Raw genomic sequence first — 24,165 nt, 5'->3', positions numbered from 1 at the left:
GATGAACGTGCAGACGCGGATCCTGCCGATCACCGTGATCGATTCGGCGCAGCCGGTACCGGCCGAGGCCGGCCACCATCATGACGCGGACGCCGAAGGCCCGCGCTCGCTGGGGCAGCCGGCACCGTGCCGCTTGTTCGTGGACGACACCGCGATCAGCGAAGCGGACATCGCCCGCGAGATGCAGCACCACCGCGCGATGCGTCCCGAGCAGTCGCGCGCCGATGCCGCGCGCGCGCTGGTGGTGCGCGAACTGCTGCGCCGCGAAGCACGGCGGCTGGGCCTGCAGGCGCCGGCCGGCGGCACGGTCAGTGACGAGGAGGCGTTGATCCAGCAGCTGCTGGAGCAGGGCGTGGAGGACCGCGTGCCGGACGAGGACGCGTGCCGGCGCTACTTCGAGCAGAACCCCGGACGCTTCCGCGCGCCCGACCGGGTGCACGTGCGCCACATCCTGCTGGCGGCGCCGGCCGACGACGTGGCCGGGCGACTGGCCGCGCGCAGCGAGGCCGAGCGCCTGCTCGCCCAGCTCAAGGACCACCCGCACCTGTTCGCCGATTTCGCCCTGCGCCATTCGCGCTGCCCCTCCGCCAGCGATGGCGGCGACCTGGGCTGGCTGCAGCGCGGCCAGACCACGCCGGAGTTCGACCGCCAGGTGTTCCGCCTGCGCGAGGGCCTGGCCGGCTTCCCGGTGGAGTCGCGCTGGGGCTACCACGTGGTCCGCGTGGAGGCCTGCGCGCCCGGGCAGCCGCAGGCGTTCGAGGTGGTGCACCGGCAGATCCGCGATTACCTGGAGCTGCAGGTACGCCAGCGCGAAATCCAGGCCTACCTGCTGCAGTTGCAGGAACGCTACCCGGTCCGTGGCCTCGAGGAGATAGAAGCCGAGGCCGGCTGATCCCATTTCCCCAAGGAGGACTCCCATGAACCAGGCCCTCGCTCCCGCCAGTGCCGGGCAGCAGCAGCGTGCGCTGTGGCTGAGTACGTTCGCCTTCACCGTGTGCTTCGCGGTGTGGATGATCTTCGCGATCATCGGCATCCAGATAAGCAAGCAGCTGGGCCTGAACGACACCCAGTTCGGCCTGCTGATCGCCACTCCGGTACTGACCGGCTCGGTGATCCGCGTGTTCCTCGGCATCTGGTCCGACCAGTTCGGCGGACGCAAGGTGATGACCCTGGTGATGCTGTGCGGCGCGGTGGCGACATGGCTGCTGACCTATGCGCAGACGTACCCGCAGTTCCTGCTGGCGGCCCTGTTCGTGGGTATCGCCGGCGGCAACTTCTCGGTCGGCGTGACCTACGTGTCCAAGTGGTTCCCGCCGGAGAAGCAGGGTACGGCGCTGGGCATCTTCGGCGCCGGCAACATCGGCTCGGCGGTGACCAAGCTGCTGGCGCCGATGGTGATGGTGGCCGCGGGCTGGATGATGGTGGCCAAGCTGTGGGCGGTGGGGCTGGCGGTCACCGCCATCGTGTTCTACCTGTTCAGCAAGGAAGACCCCTCGCTGGAAGAGCGCCGCCGCAGCGGCGTCAAGCCGATGCCGTTCGCCGAACAGATGGCGCCGCTGAAGAACCTGCAGGTGTGGCGCTTCTCGCTGTACTACTTCTTCGTGTTCGGTGGCTTCGTCGCGCTGGCGCTGTGGCTGCCGCACTACCTGGTCGGCGCCTACGGCATGGACGTGGGCACCGCGGGCATGCTGGCAGCGTGCTATTCGATCCCGGCCAGCCTGTTCCGCGTGGTCGGCGGCTGGCTGTCCGACCGCATCGGCGCGCGCCGGGTGATGTACTGGACGCTGGGCGTGTCGGCCGTGTGCACTTTCATCCTCGCCTATCCGGACACCCGCTACGTGGTGCAGGGCGTGCATGGCGAGATCACCTTCCACATGGCCATCGGCGTGACCCTGTTCACCGTGCTGGTGTTCGTGCTGGGCTTCTTCATGTCGCTCGGCAAGGCGGCGGTGTACAAGCACATCCCCGTCTACTACCCGCAGCATGTGGGTGCGGTGGGCGGCGTGGTCGGCATGATCGGTGGCCTGGGCGGCTTCATCCTGCCGATCGTGTTCGGTGCGCTGAACGACGTGATCGGCATCTGGAGCAGCTGCTTCATGCTGTTGTTCGTGTTGGTGTCCAGCGCGCTGGCATGGATGCACTTCGCGATCCGCCGCATGGAACGCCGCCACTTCCCGCAGATCGACCGCGAAACCGATCTGCCGGAGGCCATCGACGCGGCCGTGGCCGACGGCCGGCGGCACGGCTGAGGCGAGCATCGGCGCAGCGCGTGATGCGGGGGCAGGGCGGACCGGCGTTACCATGACGGTGCGCCGTCCCGCCGCCTTTCCCCGCCACGCGGTCCGTGCGCCCGGAATCCCGCCATGAACAAGTCCTGGATACTGCTGTTGCTGCTGCATGTCCTCCCGGCCACGGCCGCGGAGCTGACGGTGTCGGCGGCGTCCAGCCTGACCGAGGGCTTCCGCGAGATCGCCGGCGCCTACGCCGTGCGCCATCCGGACGCCCGGGTCGATTTGAACTTCGCCGCGTCCGGGGTGCTGCTGCAGCAGGTCGCGCGCGGCGCGCCGGTGGACGTGCTGGCCTTCGCCGACCAGGCGACGATGGACCAGGCCGCCCGCCGCGGGCTGGTGGACCCGTCGACCCGGCAGGTGTTCGCCAGCAACGCGCTGTGGGTGGTGGTGCCGCCGCGCGCTGCCTCCCCGCCGGCTTCGCTGGCGGCGCTGGCCGGGCCGGCGGTCACCCGGGTGACGCTCGGCAACCCCGACAGCGTGCCGGCCGGGCGCTACGCGCGGCAGGCGCTGCAGCAGGCCGGGCTGTGGCCGTCGCTGCGGACCCGGCTGATCCTCGCGCAGAACGTGCGCCAGTCGCTGGACTACGTGGCGCGCGGCGAGGTCGATGCCGGCTTCGTCTATGCCACCGATGCGCTGGCCATGCCCGGCCGCGTGCGGCGCGCGTTCGAGGTGCCGTTGCCCGGCGGCATCCACTACCCGCTGGCGATGGTCAAGGGCAGCCGCAACGCCGACGAAGCGCGGCGCTTCATCGCCTTCGTGCGCTCGCCCGCCGGCCAGGCCATCCTGCGCCGGCATGGTTTCGGAAGCCCTTGATGCTCGACCTGGACTGGAGTGCGCTGTGGCTGTCGCTGAAAGTGGCCGGCTGCGCGACCGCGATCAACCTGGTACTGGGCATCGCGCTGGGCGGGCTGCTGGCGCGGCGCCGCTTTCCCGGCCGCGAACTGCTGGACACGCTGTTGACCCTGCCGATGATCCTGCCGCCGACCGTGCTGGGCTACTACCTGCTGGTGCTGATCGGCAGCAACGGGCCGCTGGGCGCATGGCTGCAGCGCAGCTTCGGCATCAACCTGGTGTTCACCTGGCAGGCGGCGGTGATCGCCGCGGCGGTGGCGTCGCTGCCGCTGGTGTTCAAGCCGGCGCGTGCCGCGTTCGAAGGCGTGGACGGACAACTGGAGCAGGCCGCGCGGACACTGGGCGTATCCGAGCCGGCGTTGTTCTTCCGGGTCACCCTGCCGCTGGCCTGGCGCGGCATCCTCGCCGGGCTGCTGCTGGCGTTCGCGCGCGCGATGGGCGAGTTCGGCGCCACCATCATGGTGGCCGGCAGCATCCCCGGCCGTACCCAGACCCTGTCCATCGCCATCTACGAAGCGGTGCAGGCGGGCAACGACGGCCGCGCCAACCTGCTGGTGCTGGTGTCCTCGGCGGTCTGCATCGGCGTGCTGCTGGTCGCCGCCCGGCTGGTCGGCCGCCCTTCCGGCGATGCGCGCGATGTGGCTTGAACTGGACATCCACTGCCAGCTGCAGGCCGCCGGGCAGCGCTTCCGGCTGCAGGCCGCGCTGCGTTGCCGGCAACCGCGGGTGGTGCTGTTCGGCCCGTCGGGCGCGGGCAAGAGCCTGACCCTGAAGGCCGTGGCCGGCCTGCTGCGGCCGGACGCCGGCAGCATCCGCATGCACGGCCAGCCGCTGTTCGACGCCGCCGCCGGCATCCACCTGTCCCCGCAGCAGCGCCGGATCGGCTACGTGTTCCAGGACTATGCGCTGTTCCCGCATCTGAGCGTGCGCCAGAACGTCGCCTTCGGCCTGCGCCGGGGCTGGCGCAATCCGCCGCGCGGCTGCCGCATCGCCGCGGTGGAGCACTGGCTGCAGGCATTCGGCATCGACACCATCGGCGACCTGCTGCCCGCGCAGATCTCCGGTGGCCAGCGCCAGCGCACCGCGCTGGCCCGCGCGCTGGTCACCCGGCCGCAGGCGCTGCTGCTCGACGAGCCGTTCGCCGCCCTCGACCACGCCCTGCGCGCGCACCTGCGGCGCGAGCTGGAAGGCGTGCTCGAGGAGACCGGCATCCCGCTGCTGCTGATCAGCCATGATCCCGAGGACGTGGCGCTGTTCGGCCAGCAGGTCGTGCACATGGCCGATGGCCGCATGCAGGCGTGAGCCGGCGGCGCACGCTGCTTTCGGCGATGACGGAAGGCAGCGGACCGAGCGGGTAGAATCGCGCCATGAAAATCGCCTCGTGGAACGTCAACTCGCTCAATGTCCGCCTGCCGCACCTGGAACAGTGGCTGGCCGGCTTCGCCCCGGACGTGGTCGGCATCCAGGAAACCAAGCTGGAGGACCACAAGTTCCCGGATACGCGCCTGCTGGAGCTGGGCTACCGCAACGTGTTCGCCGGGCAGAAGACCTACAACGGCGTGGCGCTGCTGGCGCGCGACCCGATCGAGGACGTGCAGATCGGCATCCCCGGTTTCGACGACGAGCAGAAGCGGGCGATCGCCGGCACCATCAATGGCGTGCGCGTGATCAACCTGTACGTGGTCAATGGCCAGGACGTGGGCACCGACAAGTACGCCTACAAGCTGCGCTGGCTGGAGGCGGTGCATGACTGGGTTGCCGCCGAGCTGTCCAGGCACCCGCGGCTGGTGGTGCTGGGCGACTTCAACATCGCCCCGGACGACCGCGACGTGCACGACCCGGCGGTGTGGAACGGCGACCATATCCTCACGTCCACCGCCGAGCGCGGCGCGCTGAACAAGCTGCTGCAGCTGGGCCTGCACGACGGCTTCCGCCTGCACAGCGACGCGGCCGGGGTGTTCAGCTGGTGGGATTACCGTGCCGCCGGGTTCCGCCGCGACCTGGGCCTGCGCATCGACCTGACCCTGGTGTCCGAGGCGCTGCGGCCGACGGCGGTGGCCGCCGGCATCGACCGCGAACCGCGTACCTGGGACCGTCCCAGCGACCATGCCCCGGCATGGGTGCAGCTGGCGAAGGATTGAGACGACGAAGCCCGGCCGTCGCCGGCCGGGCTTCGCCAGGCGCGGCTCCGCCGCTCAGCGGACGCTCTTGCGCGTGAACAGGTTGACGATGGCCAGCAGGATCACTGCGCCGAGCAGCGACAGCAGGAACGAGCGCAGGGTGATGGCGCCGTTGATGCTGCCGCCGCTGAACAGGAAGCCGGCGATCATCGCGCCGATGATGCCCACCACGATGTTCAGGATGATGCCCTGCTGCGCGTCGCGGCGCATGATGAGGCTGGCCAGCCAGCCGACAACGCCGCCCACGATCAACCAGATGATGATGCCCATGCCGATGTCTCCTTTCGTGCGTGCACCCGGAGCGGTGCGACCGGTGCAGTCAAGACGATCGGGCGTGAAGCGCCTGTGGACCGGGGGTGGGCGTTGATGCAGCCGCTGCAGGCGTGGCGGTTCGGGCAGGTGAGGGTGTGGCACCTGCCGCACCAGCCCGGCGCGCGTGGCGAGCCGCAGGCGCGCGAACTGCTGGCGGCAGAGCTCGGCGGCACGCCGCAGTCGCTGCCGCTGACCCGCGACGAGCGCGGGCGGCCCTGGCTGATCGGCGAGCTGGCCCACTACGGCACCGGCTGGAGCCACAGCGGCGGCCACCTGCTGGTGGCGCTGGGCGAACACGCCCGGCTCGGCGTGGACCTGGAACAGCAGCGCCCGCGCCGGCAGATGCGGCAGGTGATCGCGCGCTTCTTCCATCCCGACGAGATCGCCTGGCTGGACAGCCTGGACGATGCCAGCCGCGAGCACTGGTTCTTCCGCGTGTGGTGCGCCAAGGAAGCCCTGCTCAAGGCGCACGGCCATGGCCTGTCCTTCGGCCTGCACCGGTTGTGCTTCGCTCCCGGCGCGGACGATGCCCTGCACCTGGCCTGGTGCGACCCCGGGCTCGGCGAGGCCGCGCGCTGGCACCTGCACGAATGGCAGGCCACGCCGGACTTCCGCGCCGCGCTGGCCTGGTACCCGTTCTGAACCGCTCTGCGATAATCCGCCGATGAACGACACCTCCCTCCCGCCCGGCGTGGCCGACGAACTGCAGGCTGGCCTGCAGGCCATGGGCCTGGACGCCGCGCTGGCGCCGCCGCTGCTGGCCTACCTGGCGCTGCTGGTGCGCTGGAACCGCACCTACAACCTCACCGCCATCCGCGACCCGCACGAGATGGTCACCCGCCACCTGCTCGATTCGCTGGCCATGGTGCCGCACGTCGAATCCGGCACCCTGGCCGACCTCGGCACCGGCCCCGGGCTGCCCGGCATCCCGCTGGCCATCGCCCGCCCGCAACTGCAGGTGACGCTGGTGGAGAGCAACGGCAAGAAGGCGCGTTTCCTGCGCGAGGCGGTGCGCCAGCTCGGTCTGGGCAACGCCCGCGTCGCCGAATCCCGCGCCGAGGCGCTGGACGAGCCGGGCGCCTACGACAACCTGACGGCCCGCGCCATGGACACCCTGGCCGGCATCGTCGCGGTCGGCGGCCACCTGCTGCGCCCCGGCGGCCACCTGCTGGCGATGAAGGGCGTATACCCGCACGAGGAAATCGCCGCGCTGCCGGCCGACTGGCACGTGCTCGACGTGCGCCCGCTGCCGGTGCCGGGGCTGGTCGGCGAGCGCCACCTGGTGGTGTGCAGCCGCGGGAGCACCGGGCAGGAAGGCGTTTAGACCACCCTTGACGCGCTCAGGTATCCGCGCCTCCGTCCGTCTCGAGCCGCGCTGGGGGCGGCGGCTGCTGAATCGGCAGATATCAGTCCCGGTAAGGGCTGGCGCCCGGCCTGCCTGCAGCTCAATGTGGCGGAGAACCCGGTCTCCACGAGCGGATAGTCAGGAACAGGCTCCGTCCGCGCGCCGACAGGTTCCCATGGTGCCGGTCAGCTAAGGGCAGGCCGAGAGCTCCTCATGCAATCCGTTCATGCCCCTGACCCTGGCAAGTTCGGCCGATTTCGAGCGATATGCGATGGCCTGAGTGCAATTGGCATAGCCGTTGGCCAGGAGTACACCTATGACATCAGAGCTGCCTTCAAGAATGGCGGTGGCCATGGCATCCGTATGGCCCGGGGTGTGATAACCAGGGGGTACGCCAAGCTTCAAAATGGCCTTTGCTGACCGTGGGCTGTTGCACAGGGCCGCAGCTGCCAGGACAGCAAATTTCTGCTCTGTGGAAACATCAAACAGAACTCCATCAGAGATACGCTCCACCAGCTCGGCGTCATCGTAAGCGACGGCGATCTTTGAAATGGCCTCGTAATTGTCGCGTACCTGGTCAGCATTGCCTTCCAGGATGGCTGCCCAGGAAGCGCCAGTCGCCCGGGCCCTTTTGCCGACGATCGTCAGGATTGGCGAGGCTTCATAGCTGCCGTCCGTTTCCACGATTTCCCGGCAGGGGTACGCACCGGCCACGATTGGTTGGCCGCAAAGCCAGAAGAACAAAGAGACCGCCACCGCCCGGGGGATCATTCGCCACCTCCATAACCTTAGCCTGGTCGGATTCCCGGACAGGTACTCGTCGCCCGGGGAGGCACATCATTCCCGCATTGGCCCCGGCAGGTTGCCCACGCCGGCCAGGGCTTGTGGCCTGCCGCGGCCGGGTTGGGCATGCCTTGACGCTCAAGGAATTCATTGATTTGGTTTCCCCTGCGCGGCCGCTTCAGGCCGTTGCCCGCGCGGGCTCACCAGATCATACCGTTGAAGCGATGGGGTTCACCTGGATTCCAGCGGGTCGCGGGTGCTGCAGAATCCCCCTGCAAGCCTGGCGGGCAGGACCGATACGTCGGTTGCATCGGGGCGACACCATTCGTCACGGTTCGTGAGCACGGGCAGGCCTTGCCGAGGTGCCGTGGGTGATTTCCCCGGCACCTGCGCCACCCACGAGCTGCCGGACCATGCGGTCTCCGCAAGGACGAAGACGCCGTTGGTCGTCTGGCAATGCTGGAATCTGCCGAGTCCGCCGCCCCCGGCCCACCGTGTCCGGCCGCAGGGTTCCCGGGGCGCAATAGTCTGGTCGCGGGCCCGGATTTCCCCGATCCGGCCCCCAGCCCGCATAATGGCCAGTCCCAACCTTCCAGCCCATGAGGCCCATCCGCATGGCTCGCATCATCGCCATCGCCAACCAGAAAGGCGGCGTCGGCAAGACCACCACCGCCGTGAACCTGGCCGCCGCCCTTGCCGCAGCGCCCCGGCGCGTGCTGCTGGTCGACCTGGATTCGCAGGGCAACGCGACCATGGGCAGCGGCGTGGACAAGCGCGAGGTCGCGGCATCCACCTGCGACCTGCTGCTGGGCGAGAGCGCCGCGGCCGACATCCGGGTGAAGGCGCCGGAGGGCTACGACCTGCTGCCGGGCAACATCGACCTGACCGCGGCCGAGATCCAGCTGATGGAGCAGGAAGGCCGCGAGCAGCGCCTCAAGCGTGCGCTGGCGCCGATCCGCGGCGAGTACGACTTCATCCTGATCGATTGCCCGCCGGCACTGTCGCTGCTGACCCTCAACGCGCTGGCCGCCGCCGACTCGGTGCTGGTGCCGATGCAGTGCGAGTACTACGCGCTGGAAGGCCTGAGCGCGCTGGTGGAGACCATCGAGGCGCTGCGCGCCAACCTCAACCCGGCGCTGGAGATCGAAGGCGTGCTGCGCACCATGTTCGACGTGCGCAACAACCTGGCCAACGCGGTGTCGGCCGAGCTGACCGAGCATTTCGGCGACCGCGTGTTCCGCACCATCGTGCCGCGCAACGTGCGCCTGGCCGAGGCGCCGAGCCATGGCCAGAGCATCGTCGGCTACGACCGCACCTCGCGCGGCGGCGTGGCCTACCTCGGTCTGGCGGGCGAGCTCATCCGCCGCACCGATGAACGCAACAGGGCCGTCAGGGCCATGGAGGCTGTCTGATGAGTGCTGCAAAGAAACGCGGCCTGGGCCGTGGCCTTGACGCGCTGCTGGGCCCCAAGGGCGCGGTGACGCCGGTATCGGTGGCGGCGGTGGCCGAACCGCAGCCGGGCGAGGTGCTGCGCAAGCTGCAGATCGACCTGCTGCAGCCGGGCAAGTACCAGCCGCGCCGCGAAATGGACGAGGCCAAGCTGTCCGAGCTGTCCGAGTCGATCAAGGCCCAGGGCGTGATCCAGCCGATCCTGGTGCGCCAGGTCGAGGGCGGCAGGTACGAGATCGTCGCCGGCGAACGCCGCTGGCGCGCCTCGCGCCTGGCCGGGCTGGACGAAGTGCCGGTGGTGGTGCGCGAGCTGGAAGACCGCACCGTCATCGCCATGGCGCTGATCGAGAACATCCAGCGCGAGGACCTCAACCCGCTGGAAGAGGCCGAGGCGCTGCAGCGGCTGATCTCCGAGTTCTCGCTGACCCACGCCGAAGCCGCGCAGGCGGTGGGCCGCTCGCGCGCCTCGGTATCCAACCTGCTGCGCCTGATCGACCTGCCCGCCGGCGTGCGCGTGCTGCTGGAGAGCCGCCGCCTGGAGATGGGCCATGCCCGCGCGCTGCTGACGCTGGCGCCGGAGCTGGCGACCAAGCTGGCGCAGGACGCCGCCGACGAAGGCTGGTCGGTGCGCGAGGTCGAACACCGCGCCCAGCAGTTCGCCGCCGGCAAGGTGCCGGGCGCGCGCAAGGCCAGGCCGGCGCCGAGCGCGCCGCAGGCCGACATCGCCTCGCTGGAGACCGAGCTGTCCGAATCGCTGGGCACCAAGGTCGCCATCAACCACGGCCGCGGCGGCAAGGGCAAGCTGGTCATCCACTACACCGACCTGGACACGCTCGACGGCGTGCTGGAAAGGCTGCGTACCCGTCAGCACGGCTGACGTCCCGTCCCACCCCCGAGGTGCATGCAAGGCAATGAACCCCACCAAGGTCGACCGCAATCACCTGTTGCGTCTGACCGACCTGCCGAATGTCGGGCCGGCCTGTGAAAAGGATCTCCGTCTGATCGGGATCCGGGTTCCCGCGCACCTGCGCGGGCGTGATCCCTACGACATGTACGCGCAGCTGTGCCTGAAGACCGGCGTGGTGCACGACCCCTGCGTGATCGACGTGTTCCTGTCGGTCGTGCGCTTCATGGAAGGCGGCGATCCGCAGCCCTGGTGGGCCTTCAGCCGGGAGCGCAAGGCCGCCCTGGCGCGGGACCCGTTGACGCTGTGAGCCGGCGTCCCCGCCCACGCCGGCAGGCGCGGCGGCGACAATGGCCGCTGCCGGCAACGCCGCCCATGCCGGGCATGCCGACGCCCGCCCGTCGTGGTGCCGGCCCCGATGCCTCTTCCCCGTGGGGAGGCGCTTGACCCCGTACTTTTCCGGATCCGACAGATGACCGTTCTCGTCACCGGCGCCGCCGGCTTCATCGGCGCCTACACCTGCCAGGCCCTGGCCACGCGCGGCGAGCGTGTGCTCGGGCTGGACAACTACAACGACTACTACGACCCGCAGCTCAAGCGCGACCGCGTCGCCGCGCTGTGCCCGCAGGTCGATATCCGCACGCTGGACCTGACCGACCGCGATGGCCTGGCCGCGCTGTTCGACGAGATCCGCCCGTCACGGGTGGTCCACCTGGCGGCGCAGGCCGGCGTGCGCTACTCGCTGCAGAACCCGCACGCCTACGTCGACAGCAACCTGGTCGGCTTCGTCAACATGCTGGAGCTGTGCCGCCACCGCGGCGTGCAGCACCTGGTCTATGCGTCCAGCAGCTCGGTCTACGGCGATTCGGCCACGCCGCCGTTCTCCGAGGACCAGCGCGTGGACCAGCCGCGCTCGCTGTACGCGGCGACCAAGGCGGCCAACGAGCTGATGGCGCATACCTATGCGCAGTTGTACGGCCTGCGCGCAACCGGCCTGCGCTTCTTCACCGTGTACGGCCCGTGGGGCCGGCCGGACATGGCGCCGCTGCTGTTCTCGCGCGCGGTGCTGGCCGGGCGGCCGATCGAGGTGTTCAACGAAGGCCGCATGCGCCGCGACTTCACGCATGTTTCCGACATCGTCGCCGGTATCCTCGGCGCACTCGACCACCCTTCGGAGGCGCCCGTGCCGCATCGGGTGTTCAACCTCGGCAACCACACCCCGGTGGAGCTGGAGCGCTTCATCGAGGTGATCGCCACGGCCGCCGGCCGCCCCGCGCAGAAGGTCTACAGGCCGATGCAGCCGGGCGACATGGTGGAGACCATGGCCGACACCGCGCGCGCGCGCGCGGCCTTCGGCTTCGAGCCGGTCACGCCGATCGAGGCCGGGCTGCCGCCGGTGGTGGCCTGGTGCCGCGATTATTTCGGCGCCGCCGCCTGACCGATCTTCCATCCAGCCGCGTACCGGAAAATGCGCGGTCTTTTTTCCTACTGCACGAACGGATCCCGCGATGAGCCAACCCGCACTTTCGGTGGTCGTCCCCGTCTTCAACGAACGCGACAACGTCGCGCCCCTGGTCGGCGAGATCACCGCCGCGCTGCGCGGCCGGGTGGATTTCGAGATCGTCTATGTCGATGACGACTCCAGGGACGACACCCTGCAGGTACTGCGCTCGCTCAAGGCCGCCAACCCCGAGCTGCGCGTGCTGCACCATGTCAGCCAGAGCGGGCAGAGCACCGCCGTGCGCACCGGGGTCAAGGCCGCGCGCGGGCCGTGGATCGCGACCCTCGACGGCGACGGCCAGAACGACCCGGCCGACATCCCGAAACTGCTGGCCGCACGCGACGCCGCCGCGCCCGGGGTGAAGCTGTTCGCCGGCTGGCGGGTCAACCGCCAGGATTCCGGGTCCAAGCGCTGGGCCAGCCGCTGGGCCAACCGCATCCGCGCGCGCATGCTGCGCGACGACACGCCCGACACCGGCTGCGGGATCAAGCTGTTCGAGCGCGCGGCGTTCCTGGACCTGCCGTATTTCGACCACATGCACCGCTACCTGCCGGCGCTGATGCAGCGCGCCGGCTGGCAGACGGTGAGCGTGCCGGTCAACCACCGCCACCGCACCGCCGGGGTGTCCAAGTACAACAACCTCGGCCGTGCCCTGGTCGGCATCCGCGACCTGCGCGGCGTGGCCTGGCTGATCGTGCGCAGCAGGCGCACCGCGGTCGAGGAGGTCTGAACATGGATTTCATGAGCCAGCCGCTGCCGTGGCTGGAGTGGACCGGCGTGCACATGTCGCCGTGGAAGCTGATCGGCCTGACCGGCACCTTGATGTTCGGCGGCCGCTGGCTGGTGCAGTTCATCGCCAGCAAGCGCCAGGGCAAGCCGGTGATCCCGCGCCTGTTCTGGTACATGAGCATCCTCGGCAGCCTGATGACGCTGAGCTACTTCGTGTTCGGCAAGAACGACGCGGTGGGCATCCTCGGCAACCTGTTCCCCACCTTCACCGCGCTCTACAGCCTGTACCTGGACATCCGCCACCGCGGCTGGAAGCGGGACAAGGCGACCCACTGATGTTCTGGCGTATCGGCTGATCCCCGGCGCCGGTGGAACGCGCAGCGGGCCGAACGGCGCGGGTGCCGTTATTCAGGCACGTACACCATGCGCCCGTCCGGCAGCCTGTAGGTGATGCCGGCCTTGACGCCCTGGCCTTCACCGATCTGGCCGCTGGATTCGTAGCGGGTCAGTTCCTCGCCATCCTTGATGGTGATGCGCATGTCGGCCTTGCCGGGGTTCTCCACCAGCACCACGCTGTCACTGGAGAACGGGTTCAGCGGATTGCGCACGATCACGATCATCAGCACGCCGATCACCACCAGGAACACGTCGATCAGGTTGACCACCGACAGGATCGGATCGTCGGCTTCGTCATGGTCGAGGAAGCGCATCAGCCGTTCCCCCGTGCGCGTTCGATCGCGCGCAGCTCGTCCAGCAGCCAGCGGCGCCGTACGGTGAGGACCAGGAAGGTAATGCTGGCCGAGACCAGTGCCAGGATCACCGAGGAGAACGCCACCACCATGTTCTCGCCCACGCCCTGCGCGTCGCCACGGGTCAGCGCCAGCAACGCCGGGCCCATCGGGATCATGGTCGCCACCAGGCCCAGCATCGGTGCGGTGCGGGCAACGATGCGCAGCCATTCCAGCCGGCGCATGATCCACAGTTCCAGGTCATCGCTGCCGCCGCCGTGGCGTGCCTGCCATGCGGCCAGCACCGAACGGTAGCGTCCACGGCGACGTTGCAGGCCTTCGAGCAGGAACCCGCCCAGGGCGAGGAAGGCATAGGCCAGCGCCAGCAGGATCAGTACCAGCACCGGTGCCAGGAACAGGTGCGAGAGATCGTAGAGGGTGGCTTCGAGGCTTTTCATCGAGGTTGTCCGTATCGTCGGGTCGGTCAGGAAAATGCGGCAGTGCGCAGGTTGTCGCGTCGTTGTCGCCAGGCACCGGCGGCCAGGCACAGCAGCAGCAACAGCGGGCCGGGCCACACCGGCCAGGAGCGCGAGGCCGGGGGTGGTTCGATCCGCTGCATCACGTGCCCGCGCACCGTCGGCATCACCGCATCGGCGGCTCGGGACCGGGCCGTCGGCCCGGCAGTGGCCGGAACGGTTGTCGCAGAGGTCGACGGGATCGCGCGGCCACGGCCGAAACCGGGGGCGGGCGTTGTTGCCGTCTCCGCATTGCCATGGGCCGCGGGGTGCAGCTGTTGCAGGCGTTGCTGCAGTTCGGTACGGGTACGCGCATCGGCCTGCCAGTAGCCGCGCTCCACCGCCTCGAGCATGCGCATGATCAGTTGCGCCTGTGCATCGGGATTGCCACGCTCGAACCATTCGTTCACGCCGAGCCTGCGCACGTCGCGCACGTAGGTATCGTGCAGCGCCTGCCATTGGTCGGCGCGCACACTGGATGGGTCGGTGACCTGCCAGCCGAACAGGTTGTCCACGTTCTTCAGCACCTCCAGCGTGCCGGCATAGCCTTCCTGCTGCATCGCGCCTATCCATTGCGGGTTGAGCGCGTTGCTGCGCAGCTCGTCGGCGATGAAGCGCGCCGTGGTGGTGGTGCGCGGCTGCGGCTGGCGCAGGTCGGCGACGTACAGCGCCGGACTGCTGCCGTCGAGCCGGCGTACGGCCAATGACAACCCACCCAGGTACTCGAACGGGTGGTCGGTGGACAGCAGGCCGTGGACGTTGGATGAGCGTGCCAGTACCGCGGCCTGCACGCCGCGCAGCTGCTCGGCCAGCAGGTTGCCACCCTCCAGGCGCACGCCGCCTTCACGCGCGCCGTAGGCGTACTGCATGCGCGACAGGAAGCCATCGGCCAGCGATGACTCGTGCTTGTCGGCGTCGGGGCCCGCCAGCACCGCGCGGTTCAGGCCACTGCCGTACTCGCCGGGCGCGTTGCTGAAGATGCGCAGCGCCGCCAGTTCGCGTGCGCGTTGCGGTGGTTGCCCGCGCTCGATCAGGCTGGCTTCCAGCGCGCGTGCATGGGCCGCGACCGGGTTGCGCGGTGACGGCTGCATCGCCGCCAGGCGTTCGATCGCATCGGCCAGCAGGCGCATGAAGCCATCGAACTGGTCCCGGTAGACGCTGGTGACCTGCACCACGACGTCGATGCGCGGGTGCGGCAGTTCGTCGTCGGGCACGATCTCCAGCGCACTGACCTTGCCGCCGGCATCCCACACCGGGCGCAGGCCCAGTGCATGCAGTACTTCGCTTTCCAGCACGCCGAGATGGCGGATGGCATCGCTTGACCACAGGCTGAAGGCGAGCTTTTCCGGGAACCGGCCGTCATGCCCGGCACGGTAGGCGTCGAGCAGCTGGTCCAGGGCCAGGCGGCCACTGGCGAACGCGGTGCGGGTGGGCAGCTTGTCGGGCTCGAACGGGTAGAGATTGCGCCCGCTGCGCACGTCCGGGTTGCGCACCGGGTCGCCACCGGCTCCAGGCGTGATGAAGCCACCCTCCAGCCCATGCAGCAGCGCTTCGATTTCCTGCGTGTCGCCCAGTGCGGCATCCAGTTGCCGTGCGCGCTGCAGGTGTGCGCGCAACACCGGGTCGCCGATTTCCTCCAGTGGCGCGCCATGGCGCAGGTGCCTGGCCAGCAGGCGGTAGGGCTCACTCTGCTGCAGCTGCGCCCAGTCGCCGGCGAATACTTCCTGCGGATCCAGGCCAAGCGCGCGGTAGTAGGGTTCGCCGAGCTGTTGCATCACCGTGGAAAGCTGGTGTTCCGGCGCCGCTGACTGGCCGAACGTATGCAGTCCCAGCGGTACTGCGGTACGTGCCAGTTCGTGCAGGTGGTCATGCAGCTGGGTGAAGAACGCGGGGAATTCGACCTGCATGCGCATGGCGTCCCAGCCCATGTCGGCGGCGATGCCGGCGTCAAGCGCCATCTGCCGGATGTGCGCGGCAGCCTGCTCGTGCACCTGGCCGGCGTCCAGCTGCTGGTACTCGTGGATCGCCGCGTGCAGATCGCGCAGTTCGTCGTACAGTCCGGCCGGGGCGAAGGCAGGCGTCTGGTGGCTGATGATGATGGCGCGACCGCGGCGCCTGGCCTGCACCGCTTCGCCGATGTTGTCCTGGATGTAGGGGTAGAACACCGGCAGGTCGCCCAGCACCAGCAGCGGGTAGTCGTTGGTCCACAGGCCGCGATCCTTGCCCGGCAGCCATTCCTGGGTGCCGTGGGTACCGAAGTGGACCAGTGCGTCGGCGGCGAATCCTTCGCGCACGAATTGGTAGGCGGCCAGGTAGTAGTGGTTGGGCAATGCAGTGCCGTCATGGGTGGACTGCCCGAGCCGGTCGGCGCGTGGCGGCTGTGGCATCAGCAGCAGGTTGCCCAGCAGCAGGCGCGGGATCACGAACACCGGCTGGCCATCGCGCAGGCGCACCGCCGGGTGTTTTTCCGGATCGCCCCAGCGTTGCATCAGGGCCTGTTTCCGCGCGGCGGGCAAGGTATCCAGCCATTGCCGGTAGCGGGCGATCGGAAAGGTGGCGGCAAGGTCGCGTTGCAGCAGCGCGTCCAGTGATTCGGGATGGTAGTAGCCGCCGAGCATCGCCTGCGCATCGCTGATAAGGCGCTGCTCGTCGGCTGGCGTGACGCTGTAGCCGGCATCGGCCAGGCGCCGGCTCAGCAGTGCCAGGCTGCGCGGCACGTTCAGGTGCGAAGCCGACAGGTTCTTCTCGCCATCGGGTGCGTTCCAGAACATCAGTGCGATCCGCTTGGCGTCGGCGGGCGTGCGCCGCAGTGCGCCGAGGCGCGCCAGCTTGGCGGCCAGCGCCTCGACCTGTTCTGGAATGGGTTGTTGTGTGCCCTGCTGGCTGGCCGAAACCACCAGCGGATCGCCGATGCCCCAGCCTTCGGGGACGGTAACGAAGGTTGCCAGCAGCGCGGCCGGTACGCCGCTGTCGGCCGTACGCCATGCAGCGGCATCGCCCTGGCGGTAGTTCAGGGCCTGCAGCACCGGGACGTCGAGTTCCAGGAACTCGGCGGCACGTGCCTTGCCATTCTGCAGGTGGGTCAGGTTGACCATGCTGTCCACGTCCAGCCCGGCCAGTGCCTGCTGCAGGCCATCCTCGGCGTCGCCGTCGAACCAGACGCCGAAGGCGGCCACGCGATGGCGACGCGCGGCGGCGATCACCGCATCCAGGACCTCGGTCTGCAGCGAGCCGACGCTGTTGCCGGCGACGATCACCGCCGCCTTCGGCCAATCCGACTGGCCCTGCCGATGCCACCACTGCCGCAGCGCGGTGGCATCGGTGAACCATTGGGGTGCCTGCGGGTCGTGGTAGCCGGTGACGGGCAATGGCTGCGGCGGTGGCACCGCGGCCGTATCGCGACCATCGTGCAGGCGTGCCACATAGCGGGCCAGGTGGCGGAAGTTGGCTTCACCGCCCCCGGCGTAGTAGCCGGCCAGCTGCTGCGCCTGTTCCGGCGGCAGGTTGCCGAAGGCCAGAGCACCGCCGCCGACACGCAGCCACGGTACCTTGCCGGCGTGCAGGCGTTCCCCGACCGCTGCCACCACCGCCCCGGCGTCCGGCCGGCGCGGGGTATCCAGGATCACCAGCGTGGCATCGCCCGGCCAGCCTTCGGCCGCCGTGGCGTCGGCGCCGATGGCAAGGTGCCGGAAGCGCACGCCTTCATCGCGGCCGATCGCATCCAGCCGCGCGGTCTTGGATGGCGGCACGAAGTCGCTGGCGACCACGTCCACCCGCAGCGTGGCGTCCCGCGCCATCGCCGGGCCGGCCAGCAGCAATGCCCCCAGCCAGCCCCAGTGCCATCGCGCCATGCTCAGACGCGCCATGCTCAGAACGCCAGGTTGAAGCCGGCATGCCAGTAGCGGCCGGTTTCGGCGTAGGGGTACAGCGCGGAGGTTTCGTCCAGGCGCCTGTCGGCGAGGTTGTCCACGCCGGCCACCAGCGACACCCGGGGCGTGAGCCGGTAGCGCGCGTCCAGCGACCAGCGCCAATAGCCGGGCAGCTGCACCCGCGCCATGCCCGTGCCCTGGTATTGGCTCCCGACGTATTCGCCGCGCAGGGCGGCGGTCAATGCGGTGTTTTCCCAGCGCAGCGTGGCCGTGCCGCTCTGACGTGGGCGCTCGTTCAGCGCCAGTCCGGTCTGGCGGTCGAGGGTATTGAGCCAACTGTGGTTGGCGTCGAAGGAGAAGCCGGCCGCAAGCGGCAGGCTGGCCTCCAGCTCCACGCCGCGGATGCGCGCCCTGGCGACGTTGGCGTAGTTGCGCACTTCGCGCCCGCGCACCCCGCAGGCGGCAACGCACTCGGTCTGGATCAGGTCTTCCAGGTCGTTGTGGAAGGCCGTGGCATGCAGCGATGCGCCACTGCGGCCTCTCCATGCCGCGCTCAGTTCATGGCTGGTATTGGTTTCCGGCTTCAATGCCGGGTTGCCGTGGATGGTGAAGCGGCCGCCGCCGCCGACGGCCAGGTACTCCGGTGACAACTGCTTCAGGCTCGGTGCCTTGAAACCGCTGCCGGTACCGCCCTTGAGCGTGAACGTGTCGGTGAGGTGCCACACCGCATAGACGCGCGGACTGTGGTGCCAGCCGAACTCGGGGTGGTGGTCGCCGCGGTCGCCCAGTACCAGCGAGGCCTTTTCACCCAACTGGATCTCGTCCTGCAAGAACACCGCGGTCTGGATCGCCTGGACGTGGCCGCTGCGTGCGGCCGAGGTGTCATCCAGTTGCTCCTTGCGCCATTCGCTGCCGATGCTGAGCCGGTGGTGCGACCCCAGTTCGACGGTGGCCATGCCATCGATGATGTCGTCGGTGAGTTTCTGCGGGCGGCTCGCCGCGCCGCGCGAACGGCGGTTGTCGCGGTCGAGGGTGGAACGATAGGCATTGAACCGGGTCTGGCCCCACGCCCACTGGCCCTGGTGCGACAGGGTGCTCTGCGCGCGGTCGATGTCGTCGATGGTCTCGTAGACATAGCTGGGCGTGCCGCCCTGCAGCGCGTTGCGCCAGCGCTTCTCGTGGCCTTGCAGATGGCTCAGATCGATGCGCTGGGTTTGGCTTGGCGTCCAGCTCAGGGCCAGGCGGCCGGTGTCGGCGTCACGGCCTTCCTGTTCGGACAGGCGCGGGTCGAGCGGATCCTGCGTCGCCTCCCTGCGCCGGTGTTCGCCGAAGAAGCTCAATCCCAGTGTGCCGGGCAGCAGTGCGCCGCCTGCGTAGATGCCGGCCTGGGTGGTGCCGCCACCGCGTCCGCCCGAGGCCACGCCGCCGTTGTAGCTCAGCTCGCCACGCCAGTCGTCGGTGGCGGCGCGGCTGATGACGTTGACCACGCCACCCAGTGCCTCCGAGCCGTACAGCGAGGACATCGGTCCGCGTACCACCTCGATGCGCTCGATCGCGCTGGCCGGCAGCCAGCCCAGGTCGAAGTCGGCATGGGCGATGGCGTCGCTGGCGGCGTTGATCCGGCGGCCGTCGAGCAGCACCAGCGTGTATTCGGCGTCCATTCCGCGGATGCGGACGCCGCGGCGGGTCATGCCGACGCCGCTGATGGTGATGCCTGGCGTGCCGCGCAGGGCGTCGGACAGGTCGAGCACCGGGCGCATCCGCAGTTGTTCGCGGTCGATCACGGAGATCGAGGCCGGTGCATCGCTGGCATCGCGGTGGGTGGCGGTGGCCGTGACCACCACCGGCCCGAGATCAACTGCGTCGGCAGCCCCGGCCGCGGGGGCTGCCAGCGCCACCAGCAGCGCCAATGACGACTGGCGGCCGGGGGATGGCATCGGGGGCAGGGGCGCGGGGAAGGTCATGCAGGGAGTCCGTGAATGAATGGCCAATTAAGTAATGTTATAACATTTTAAATAAATGGGGAGTCCGGTCCCGTGGGCAGGGCAATGACTGGGACTTCTGGCCGATACCCGCAGCGTGGCCGGATGCGAACATCACCCTCTACCGCCACCTGCAGAGCATCCGACGTGAAATCGCCGCTGACCGCCGCCCTCCTGATCGTGCTTGGCCTGAGTGCCGCTCCCGCCCTTGCCGCCAGGACCTCCGCCCCCGCGGCGCTGGCCGTGCAGGATGCCGATGCGCAGTTCAAGGCGATCTACGCGAAGGAATGGGCCTGGCGCCAGGCCGGTGGCGGCGAGGCCAGCGAGGACGAGGACGCCCCGGCCAACGCCACCCGCCTGCCGGACGTCGGCCCGGAGGCGCAGGCCGCGCGCCTGGAGGTATGGGACGAGGTGCTGCAACAGCTCAAGACGATCGACCCGGCCACGCTCTCGGCCGAGAACCAGGTCAACTACGCCATCTACAAGTACCAGGTGGAGAGCCTGGCCGACGCGGTGCGCCTGCGCGCCTACGAGATGCCGTTCAATTCGGATTCCTCGTTCTGGTCGAACCTGGGCTTCATGGCCCGGCGCGAGATGAAGACCGCGCAGGACTATCGCAACTACATCGCGCGGCTGAACGACGTGCCGCGCTACTTCGACCAGCAGACCGCCAACATGCGCGCCGGGCTGGAGCGTGGCTTCAGCGTGCCGCGCGCGGTGCTCGACGGCCGCGATGTCTCGATCTCGACCGTGGCCGGGCTGAAGGACCCCAGCGAATCGCCGCTGTATGCGCCGTTCCGGAAGCTGCCGGCCAGCATCCCGGCCGATGAGCAGCAGAAGCTGCGCGAGGAGGCGCAGCAGGCGATCGGCGGCAGCGTGATCCCGGCGTTCGGCAAGCTGCTGGCGTTCTTCCGCGATGAATACGTGCCGCAGGCGCGCACCACCCTGGCCGCGGAAAAGATGCCCGGCGGCAAGGCGTTCTACCGCCAGCAGATCCGCGAGTACACCACCCTGGACATGAGCCCGCAGCAGATCCACGCGCTGGGCCTGAGCGAGGTCAACCGCATCCAGCAGGAGATGAACGCGATCATCGACAAGGTGGGGTTCAAGGGCAGCAGCGAGCAGACCCGCTTCGCCGACTTCCTCGAATTCCTGCGCACCGACCCGCAGTTCTACGCGAAGACCCCGGAAGAACTGCTGTGGCGCGCGGCCTGGATCTCCAAGCGCGTGGATGGCGTGATCGGCAAGTTCATGACCCTGCCGCGTGCGCGCTTCACCATCGTGCCGGTGCCGCCGGACATCGCCCCTTTCTGGACCGCCGGCCGCGGCGGCATGGGCACCTACTGGGTCAACACCTACAACCTGCCGGCGCGCCCGCTGTACAACCTGCCGGCGCTGACCCTGCATGAATCCGACCCGGGCCATGCGCTGCAGGGCGCGCTGGCGGCCGAGCAGGGCGAGCAGCCGGACTTCCGCCGCGGCGCCTACATCTCCGCCTACGGCGAGGGCTGGGGCCTGTACAGCGAGAAGCTCGGCATCGAGATGGGCATCTACGAAACCCCGTACGAGGATTTCGGGCGGCTGACCTACGAGATGTGGCGCGCCTGCCGGCTGGTCATCGACACCGGCGTGCACCACTACGGCTGGAGCCGCGAACGCGCCATCGCCTACCTGCGTGACCACACCGCGCTGAGCGAGCACGAGGTGACCACCGAAGTCGACCGCTACATCTCCTGGCCGGCGCAGGCGCTGAGCTACAAGCTGGGCGAGATCACCATCGTCAAGCTGCGCGCGCAGGCCGAGAAGGAGCTGGGCGACAAGTTCGACGTCAAGTCCTTCCACGATGCCATCCTCAGGCAGGGATCGGTGCCGCTGCCGGTGCTGGAGCGGCAGATCAAGGCCTATATCGAGGAGCGCAAGAAGGCCTGAGCCGGCCAGCCGGGCGGACGCACCGGCGCGACGAGATTGTGTAACGCGGCATGTCGCGGCTACCCTGCCGCGCATGATCGCGTTCCTGCGCCGCCGTCCGCCGTCGCTGCTGCTCCGCCTGCTGGTGCTGGCGGTGATCGCGTTTGGCACCGCCGGCGGCGCACTGGCGTCGGCGCTGGGCGAGCTGCATGCGATGACCCATGCCGATCACCCGGCCGCCGCGCACGACCCGGTACTGGAAGCGGACACCGGGCATGACGAATCCGATGGCGGCGCCCGCCTGCTGCACGCGCTGGTGCATTGCGGCCACTGCCACGGCCACGGCGGCGTGCTGCCGTTCGCTGCCGTGACCTGGGACGTGGCGATGCCGCCGGCCGCCACCGCCGCCACCCCGCACGACACCCGCTGGCGCCCGGCGCCACTGGAAAGCCTGCTGCGTCCTCCGATTACGGCCTGATCCCGCGTCCGCCGCGCGGACGTCCCGATCCTTTGCCGAAATCCGGAGATTCCCCCATGTGGAAACGCCTGGCCGCGCTTGCGGCCCTGGCGATCGCACCGTGCGCCTTCGCGCAGGTGTCGTCGCCGCCTGCACCCTTGACCCTGGACGAGGCGGTCAGCCGCGTCGCCCGTACCCATCCCGACCTGCGCCTGCCCGTCCTGCAGCGTGCCGCCGCCGAGGCCCGTTACGAGGGCGCCGGCTTCAAGCCACCGCTGGTGTTCGGCGTCGATGTCGAAAACGCCCTCGGCACCGGCGTCAACCGCGGCTTTGATGCCAGCGAAGTCACCGTTTCGCTGGCCGGCGTGCTCGAGCGCGGCGGCAAGCTCGATGCCCGCCGCGCGCTGGCCCAGGCCAACATCGACGCGATCGCCCCGCAGCGCGAGGTCACCCGCCTGGACCTGATGGCCGAGGTGGCGCGCCGCTACCTGGCCGTCACCGCTGCGCGCGGCCAGCGCCGGATCGCGATGGACGACATCGAGCAGCGTCGTCGTGCGGTCGCCGCCGCGCGGGTGCGCATGCTGGCCGGTGCGTCGCCCGCATCGACGCTGATGACCGCGCAGGCCGCATTGGCCCAGGCCGAACTCGACCGCGACCGCGCCGAGCAGGCCGAGCGCGCCGCGCGCATGGCCCTGGCGGCGTTGTGGAACGCGCGCGAAGCCGACTTCACCGAAGTCAGCGGCGAGCCGCTGCAACTGCCGGCGCTGGAGGATTTCCAGCAACTGGCGACGCTGCTGTCCGATACGCCGGAACTGGCGGTCATCGCCGGTGAGGCGCGCGTGCGCGAGGCACAGCTGCAACTGGCGCGCAGCGAACTGCGCGGAAACCTGTCCTGGCAAATGGGCGTGCGCAACAGCCGCGCCAGCGGCGACAACGGACTGGTCGGTGGCTTCAGCATGCCGCTGGGCACCGCCCGTCGCGCCGGGCCGGAGATCCGCGCCGCCGAGACCGAGCTGGCGATGAGCGCGGTGCAGCGCGAATCACGCGCGCTGCAGCTGTACTCGACGCTGGCCGAGGCCCACGGCCGTTACGGCACCGCGCGACTGGAAGTGGCGCGCATGGGCAGCGACGTGCTGCCGCAGCTGCAACGCGCCGAGAAGGCCGCCGAGACCGCCTGGCGCGCCGGTGCCATCAGCTACATGGAGTGGGGCCAGCTGCAGGCCATGCGCATCGAGGCGCGCCAGCGCCAGCTCGATGCCGCGCTCGCCGCGCAGACCGCCCTGATCGAAATCCAGCGCCTGACCGGGCAGCCCCTGGTCGCAACCGCTTCCGAAGGAAACACGCCATGAAGGCTTCCCCGCATCTCTCCCCCCTGTTCCGCCTGGCCGCGCTGGCCGTACTGGCTGCCGCGCTTGCCGGCTGCGGCGACAAACCCGCCGCTCCCGCCGAGGCAGCGGACGCTGCCGCGCAGGAAGAACCCGGGCATGCCGATGACGACGGCCACGCCGACGCGGACGGCGGCCCCGAGCAGACCACCATTCCCGCCGAGCGCGCCAAGGCGGCAGGCATCGTCAGTGCCGTCGCCGGCGCGGGCACCATCGTCGACGAGCACGAGGTACAGGGCCTGCTGACGCCGATCGACGGCCGTACCGCGCAGGTCACCGCGCGCTTCCCCGGCCCGATCCGCGCGCTGCTGGCCAACGTCGGCGACCGCGTGCGTGCCGGCCAGCCGCTGGCCAGCATCGACAGCAACCTGAGCCTGACCACCTACGGCGTCAGCGCACCGATCTCCGGCGTGGTGCTGTCGCGCCAGGCCCGGGTGGGCGGCATCGCCGCCGAAGGCCAGCCGCTGTTCGAGATCGGCGACCTGTCACAGCTGTGGGTGGACCTGCATATCTTCGGTGCCGATACCCAGCACATCACCGCCGGCGTGCCGGTGACCGTCACCCGCATGGCCGATGGCGCCAGCCAGACCACCCGTCTCGAGCGGGTGCTGCCGGGCACCGCCACCGCCAGCCAGAGCACGGTGGCGCGCGCCACCGTGGACAACAGCGACGGCCTGTGGCGGCCGGGCGCGGCGGTGCGTGCGCGCATCGTGGTGGCGAGTGCGCCGGCGGCCATCGTGGTGCCGTTGACCGCGCTGCAGACCATGGACGGACGCGACGTGGTGTTCGTGCGCAAGGGCGATACCTACCAGGCGCGGCCGGTCACGCTCGGCGCGCGCGACGCCCGCCAGGTGGCGGTCAGCGCCGGCCTGCAAGCCGGTGAGGAAGTGGTCGTGGAGCAGAGCTACACGGTGAAGGCCGACATCGGCAAGGCGGGGGCAGGCCATGAACACTGATGCCACGCCGCGCGCAGGC

Annotated in this window: 24 protein-coding genes; 18 read left to right on the top strand and 6 right to left on the bottom strand. The window is 69.7% G+C overall.

Features of this window, described 5'->3' with window-relative positions; translation table 11 throughout:
- Position 1 precedes the first annotated feature (1 nt).
- The 6 genes from QQA12_RS15820 (at position 2) to xth (ending at position 5,284) form a co-directional block, all read left to right on the top strand.
- Positions 2-892: a peptidylprolyl isomerase gene (locus QQA12_RS15820; protein WP_226049826.1), complete on the top strand. Its 891-nt coding sequence runs from the start codon at positions 2-4 to the stop codon at positions 890-892.
- Between the two features lie 25 nt (positions 893-917).
- The gene (locus tag QQA12_RS15815) at positions 918-2,249 is read left to right on the top strand and encodes a nitrate/nitrite transporter (protein ID WP_226049825.1); all 1,332 of its coding nucleotides are present in this window, start codon (positions 918-920) and stop codon (positions 2,247-2,249) included.
- A gap of 114 nt (positions 2,250-2,363) precedes the next feature.
- A complete protein-coding gene (gene modA / locus QQA12_RS15810; RefSeq protein WP_226049824.1) occupies positions 2,364-3,104 on the top strand; it encodes a molybdate ABC transporter substrate-binding protein in 741 nt (246 codons plus the stop codon).
- The gene (gene modB, locus QQA12_RS15805; RefSeq protein WP_226049823.1) at positions 3,104-3,790 is read left to right on the top strand and encodes a molybdate ABC transporter permease subunit; all 687 of its coding nucleotides are present in this window, start codon (positions 3,104-3,106) and stop codon (positions 3,788-3,790) included. Before modA ends, modB begins: the two co-directional genes overlap by 1 nt.
- The gene (locus QQA12_RS15800) at positions 3,780-4,445 is read left to right on the top strand and encodes an ATP-binding cassette domain-containing protein (RefSeq protein WP_056932372.1); all 666 of its coding nucleotides are present in this window, start codon (positions 3,780-3,782) and stop codon (positions 4,443-4,445) included. Before modB ends, QQA12_RS15800 begins: the two co-directional genes overlap by 11 nt.
- 65 nt (positions 4,446-4,510) lie before the next feature.
- A complete protein-coding gene (gene xth, locus QQA12_RS15795) occupies positions 4,511-5,284 on the top strand; it encodes an exodeoxyribonuclease III (RefSeq protein WP_226049822.1) in 774 nt (257 codons plus the stop codon).
- Positions 5,285-5,338: 54 nt separating this feature from the next.
- Here the strand turns inward: xth and QQA12_RS15790 are convergent, their stop codons facing one another.
- Positions 5,339-5,593: a GlsB/YeaQ/YmgE family stress response membrane protein gene (locus QQA12_RS15790; RefSeq protein WP_054668379.1), complete on the bottom strand. Its 255-nt coding sequence runs from the start codon at positions 5,591-5,593 to the stop codon at positions 5,339-5,341.
- Between the two features lie 96 nt (positions 5,594-5,689).
- Here QQA12_RS15790 and QQA12_RS15785 point away from each other — a divergent pair, with 96 nt between their 5' ends.
- Positions 5,690-6,277 (top strand): 4'-phosphopantetheinyl transferase superfamily protein, encoded by a 588-nt coding sequence (locus QQA12_RS15785; RefSeq protein WP_226049821.1) that lies wholly within the window; start codon positions 5,690-5,692, stop codon positions 6,275-6,277.
- Positions 6,278-6,299: 22 nt separating this feature from the next.
- Positions 6,300-6,959, top strand: a complete 660-nt coding sequence (gene rsmG, locus QQA12_RS15780) for a 16S rRNA (guanine(527)-N(7))-methyltransferase RsmG (RefSeq protein ID WP_226049820.1) — start codon at positions 6,300-6,302, stop codon at positions 6,957-6,959.
- A 210-nt stretch (positions 6,960-7,169) separates the two neighbouring features.
- Here rsmG and QQA12_RS15775 read toward each other — a convergent pair whose 3' ends face one another.
- Positions 7,170-7,751 carry a hypothetical protein gene (locus QQA12_RS15775; RefSeq protein WP_226049819.1) on the bottom strand — a complete coding sequence of 194 codons (582 nt, stop codon included), beginning with the start codon at positions 7,749-7,751 and terminating at the stop codon, positions 7,170-7,172.
- A 626-nt stretch (positions 7,752-8,377) separates the two neighbouring features.
- Here QQA12_RS15775 and QQA12_RS15770 point away from each other — a divergent pair.
- From QQA12_RS15770 to QQA12_RS15745, 6 genes are all read left to right on the top strand, one after another.
- Positions 8,378-9,175, top strand: coding sequence for a ParA family protein (locus tag QQA12_RS15770; RefSeq protein WP_054668374.1), 798 nt, complete (start codon positions 8,378-8,380; stop codon positions 9,173-9,175).
- Complete coding sequence (locus tag QQA12_RS15765; RefSeq protein WP_054668373.1) at positions 9,175-10,089, top strand: ParB/RepB/Spo0J family partition protein; 915 nt, start codon at positions 9,175-9,177, stop codon at positions 10,087-10,089. Before QQA12_RS15770 ends, QQA12_RS15765 begins: the two co-directional genes overlap by 1 nt.
- A 34-nt stretch (positions 10,090-10,123) precedes the next feature.
- On the top strand, positions 10,124-10,426 hold the full coding sequence (locus QQA12_RS15760) for a helix-hairpin-helix domain-containing protein (RefSeq protein ID WP_054668371.1): 303 nt from the start codon (positions 10,124-10,126) through the stop codon (positions 10,424-10,426).
- Positions 10,427-10,588: 162 nt separating this feature from the next.
- The gene (locus tag QQA12_RS15755; RefSeq protein WP_226049818.1) at positions 10,589-11,554 is read left to right on the top strand and encodes an SDR family NAD(P)-dependent oxidoreductase; all 966 of its coding nucleotides are present in this window, start codon (positions 10,589-10,591) and stop codon (positions 11,552-11,554) included.
- Between the two features lie 70 nt (positions 11,555-11,624).
- On the top strand, positions 11,625-12,347 hold the full coding sequence (locus QQA12_RS15750; RefSeq protein ID WP_056932369.1) for a glycosyltransferase family 2 protein: 723 nt from the start codon (positions 11,625-11,627) through the stop codon (positions 12,345-12,347).
- Positions 12,344-12,682, top strand: coding sequence for a lipid-A-disaccharide synthase N-terminal domain-containing protein (locus QQA12_RS15745; RefSeq protein ID WP_169790239.1), 339 nt, complete (start codon positions 12,344-12,346; stop codon positions 12,680-12,682). Before QQA12_RS15750 ends, QQA12_RS15745 begins: the two co-directional genes overlap by 4 nt.
- A 68-nt stretch (positions 12,683-12,750) precedes the next feature.
- Here the strand turns inward: QQA12_RS15745 and QQA12_RS15740 are convergent, their stop codons facing one another.
- From QQA12_RS15740 to QQA12_RS15725, 4 genes are read right to left on the bottom strand one after another with little or no spacing between them, the layout of a single operon-like run.
- On the bottom strand, positions 12,751-13,056 hold the full coding sequence (locus QQA12_RS15740) for a DUF2149 domain-containing protein (RefSeq protein ID WP_054668364.1): 306 nt from the start codon (positions 13,054-13,056) through the stop codon (positions 12,751-12,753).
- Positions 13,056-13,532, bottom strand: coding sequence for a MotA/TolQ/ExbB proton channel family protein (locus tag QQA12_RS15735; RefSeq protein WP_056932368.1), 477 nt, complete (start codon positions 13,530-13,532; stop codon positions 13,056-13,058). Before QQA12_RS15735 ends, QQA12_RS15740 begins: the two co-directional genes overlap by 1 nt.
- A gap of 26 nt (positions 13,533-13,558) precedes the next feature.
- Complete coding sequence (cobN, locus tag QQA12_RS15730) at positions 13,559-17,440, bottom strand: cobaltochelatase subunit CobN (RefSeq protein WP_226049817.1); 3,882 nt, start codon at positions 17,438-17,440, stop codon at positions 13,559-13,561.
- A 17-nt stretch (positions 17,441-17,457) separates the two neighbouring features.
- Entirely contained in the window at positions 17,458-19,422 is a 1,965-nt protein-coding gene (locus tag QQA12_RS15725; protein WP_226049816.1) for a TonB-dependent receptor, read from the bottom strand.
- Between the two features lie 165 nt (positions 19,423-19,587).
- Here QQA12_RS15725 and QQA12_RS15720 point away from each other — a divergent pair, with 165 nt between their 5' ends.
- The 4 genes from QQA12_RS15720 (at position 19,588) to QQA12_RS15705 (ending at position 24,146) form a co-directional block, all read left to right on the top strand.
- Positions 19,588-21,369 (top strand): DUF885 family protein, encoded by a 1,782-nt coding sequence (locus QQA12_RS15720; protein ID WP_226049815.1) that lies wholly within the window; start codon positions 19,588-19,590, stop codon positions 21,367-21,369.
- Between the two features lie 73 nt (positions 21,370-21,442).
- Positions 21,443-21,826, top strand: coding sequence for a hypothetical protein (locus QQA12_RS15715; protein WP_054668358.1), 384 nt, complete (start codon positions 21,443-21,445; stop codon positions 21,824-21,826).
- Between the two features lie 56 nt (positions 21,827-21,882).
- Positions 21,883-23,154 (top strand): TolC family protein, encoded by a 1,272-nt coding sequence (locus QQA12_RS15710; protein WP_056930984.1) that lies wholly within the window; start codon positions 21,883-21,885, stop codon positions 23,152-23,154.
- The gene (locus QQA12_RS15705) at positions 23,151-24,146 is read left to right on the top strand and encodes an efflux RND transporter periplasmic adaptor subunit (protein WP_054668354.1); all 996 of its coding nucleotides are present in this window, start codon (positions 23,151-23,153) and stop codon (positions 24,144-24,146) included. Before QQA12_RS15710 ends, QQA12_RS15705 begins: the two co-directional genes overlap by 4 nt.
- Positions 24,147-24,165: the final 19 nt, after the last annotated feature.

This window comes from Stenotrophomonas sp. 17(2023), assembly GCF_030345315.1.
GTDB classification, from domain to species: domain Bacteria; phylum Pseudomonadota; class Gammaproteobacteria; order Xanthomonadales; family Xanthomonadaceae; genus Stenotrophomonas; species Stenotrophomonas acidaminiphila.
This window is presented reverse-complemented; position numbering and strand designations above follow the sequence as displayed.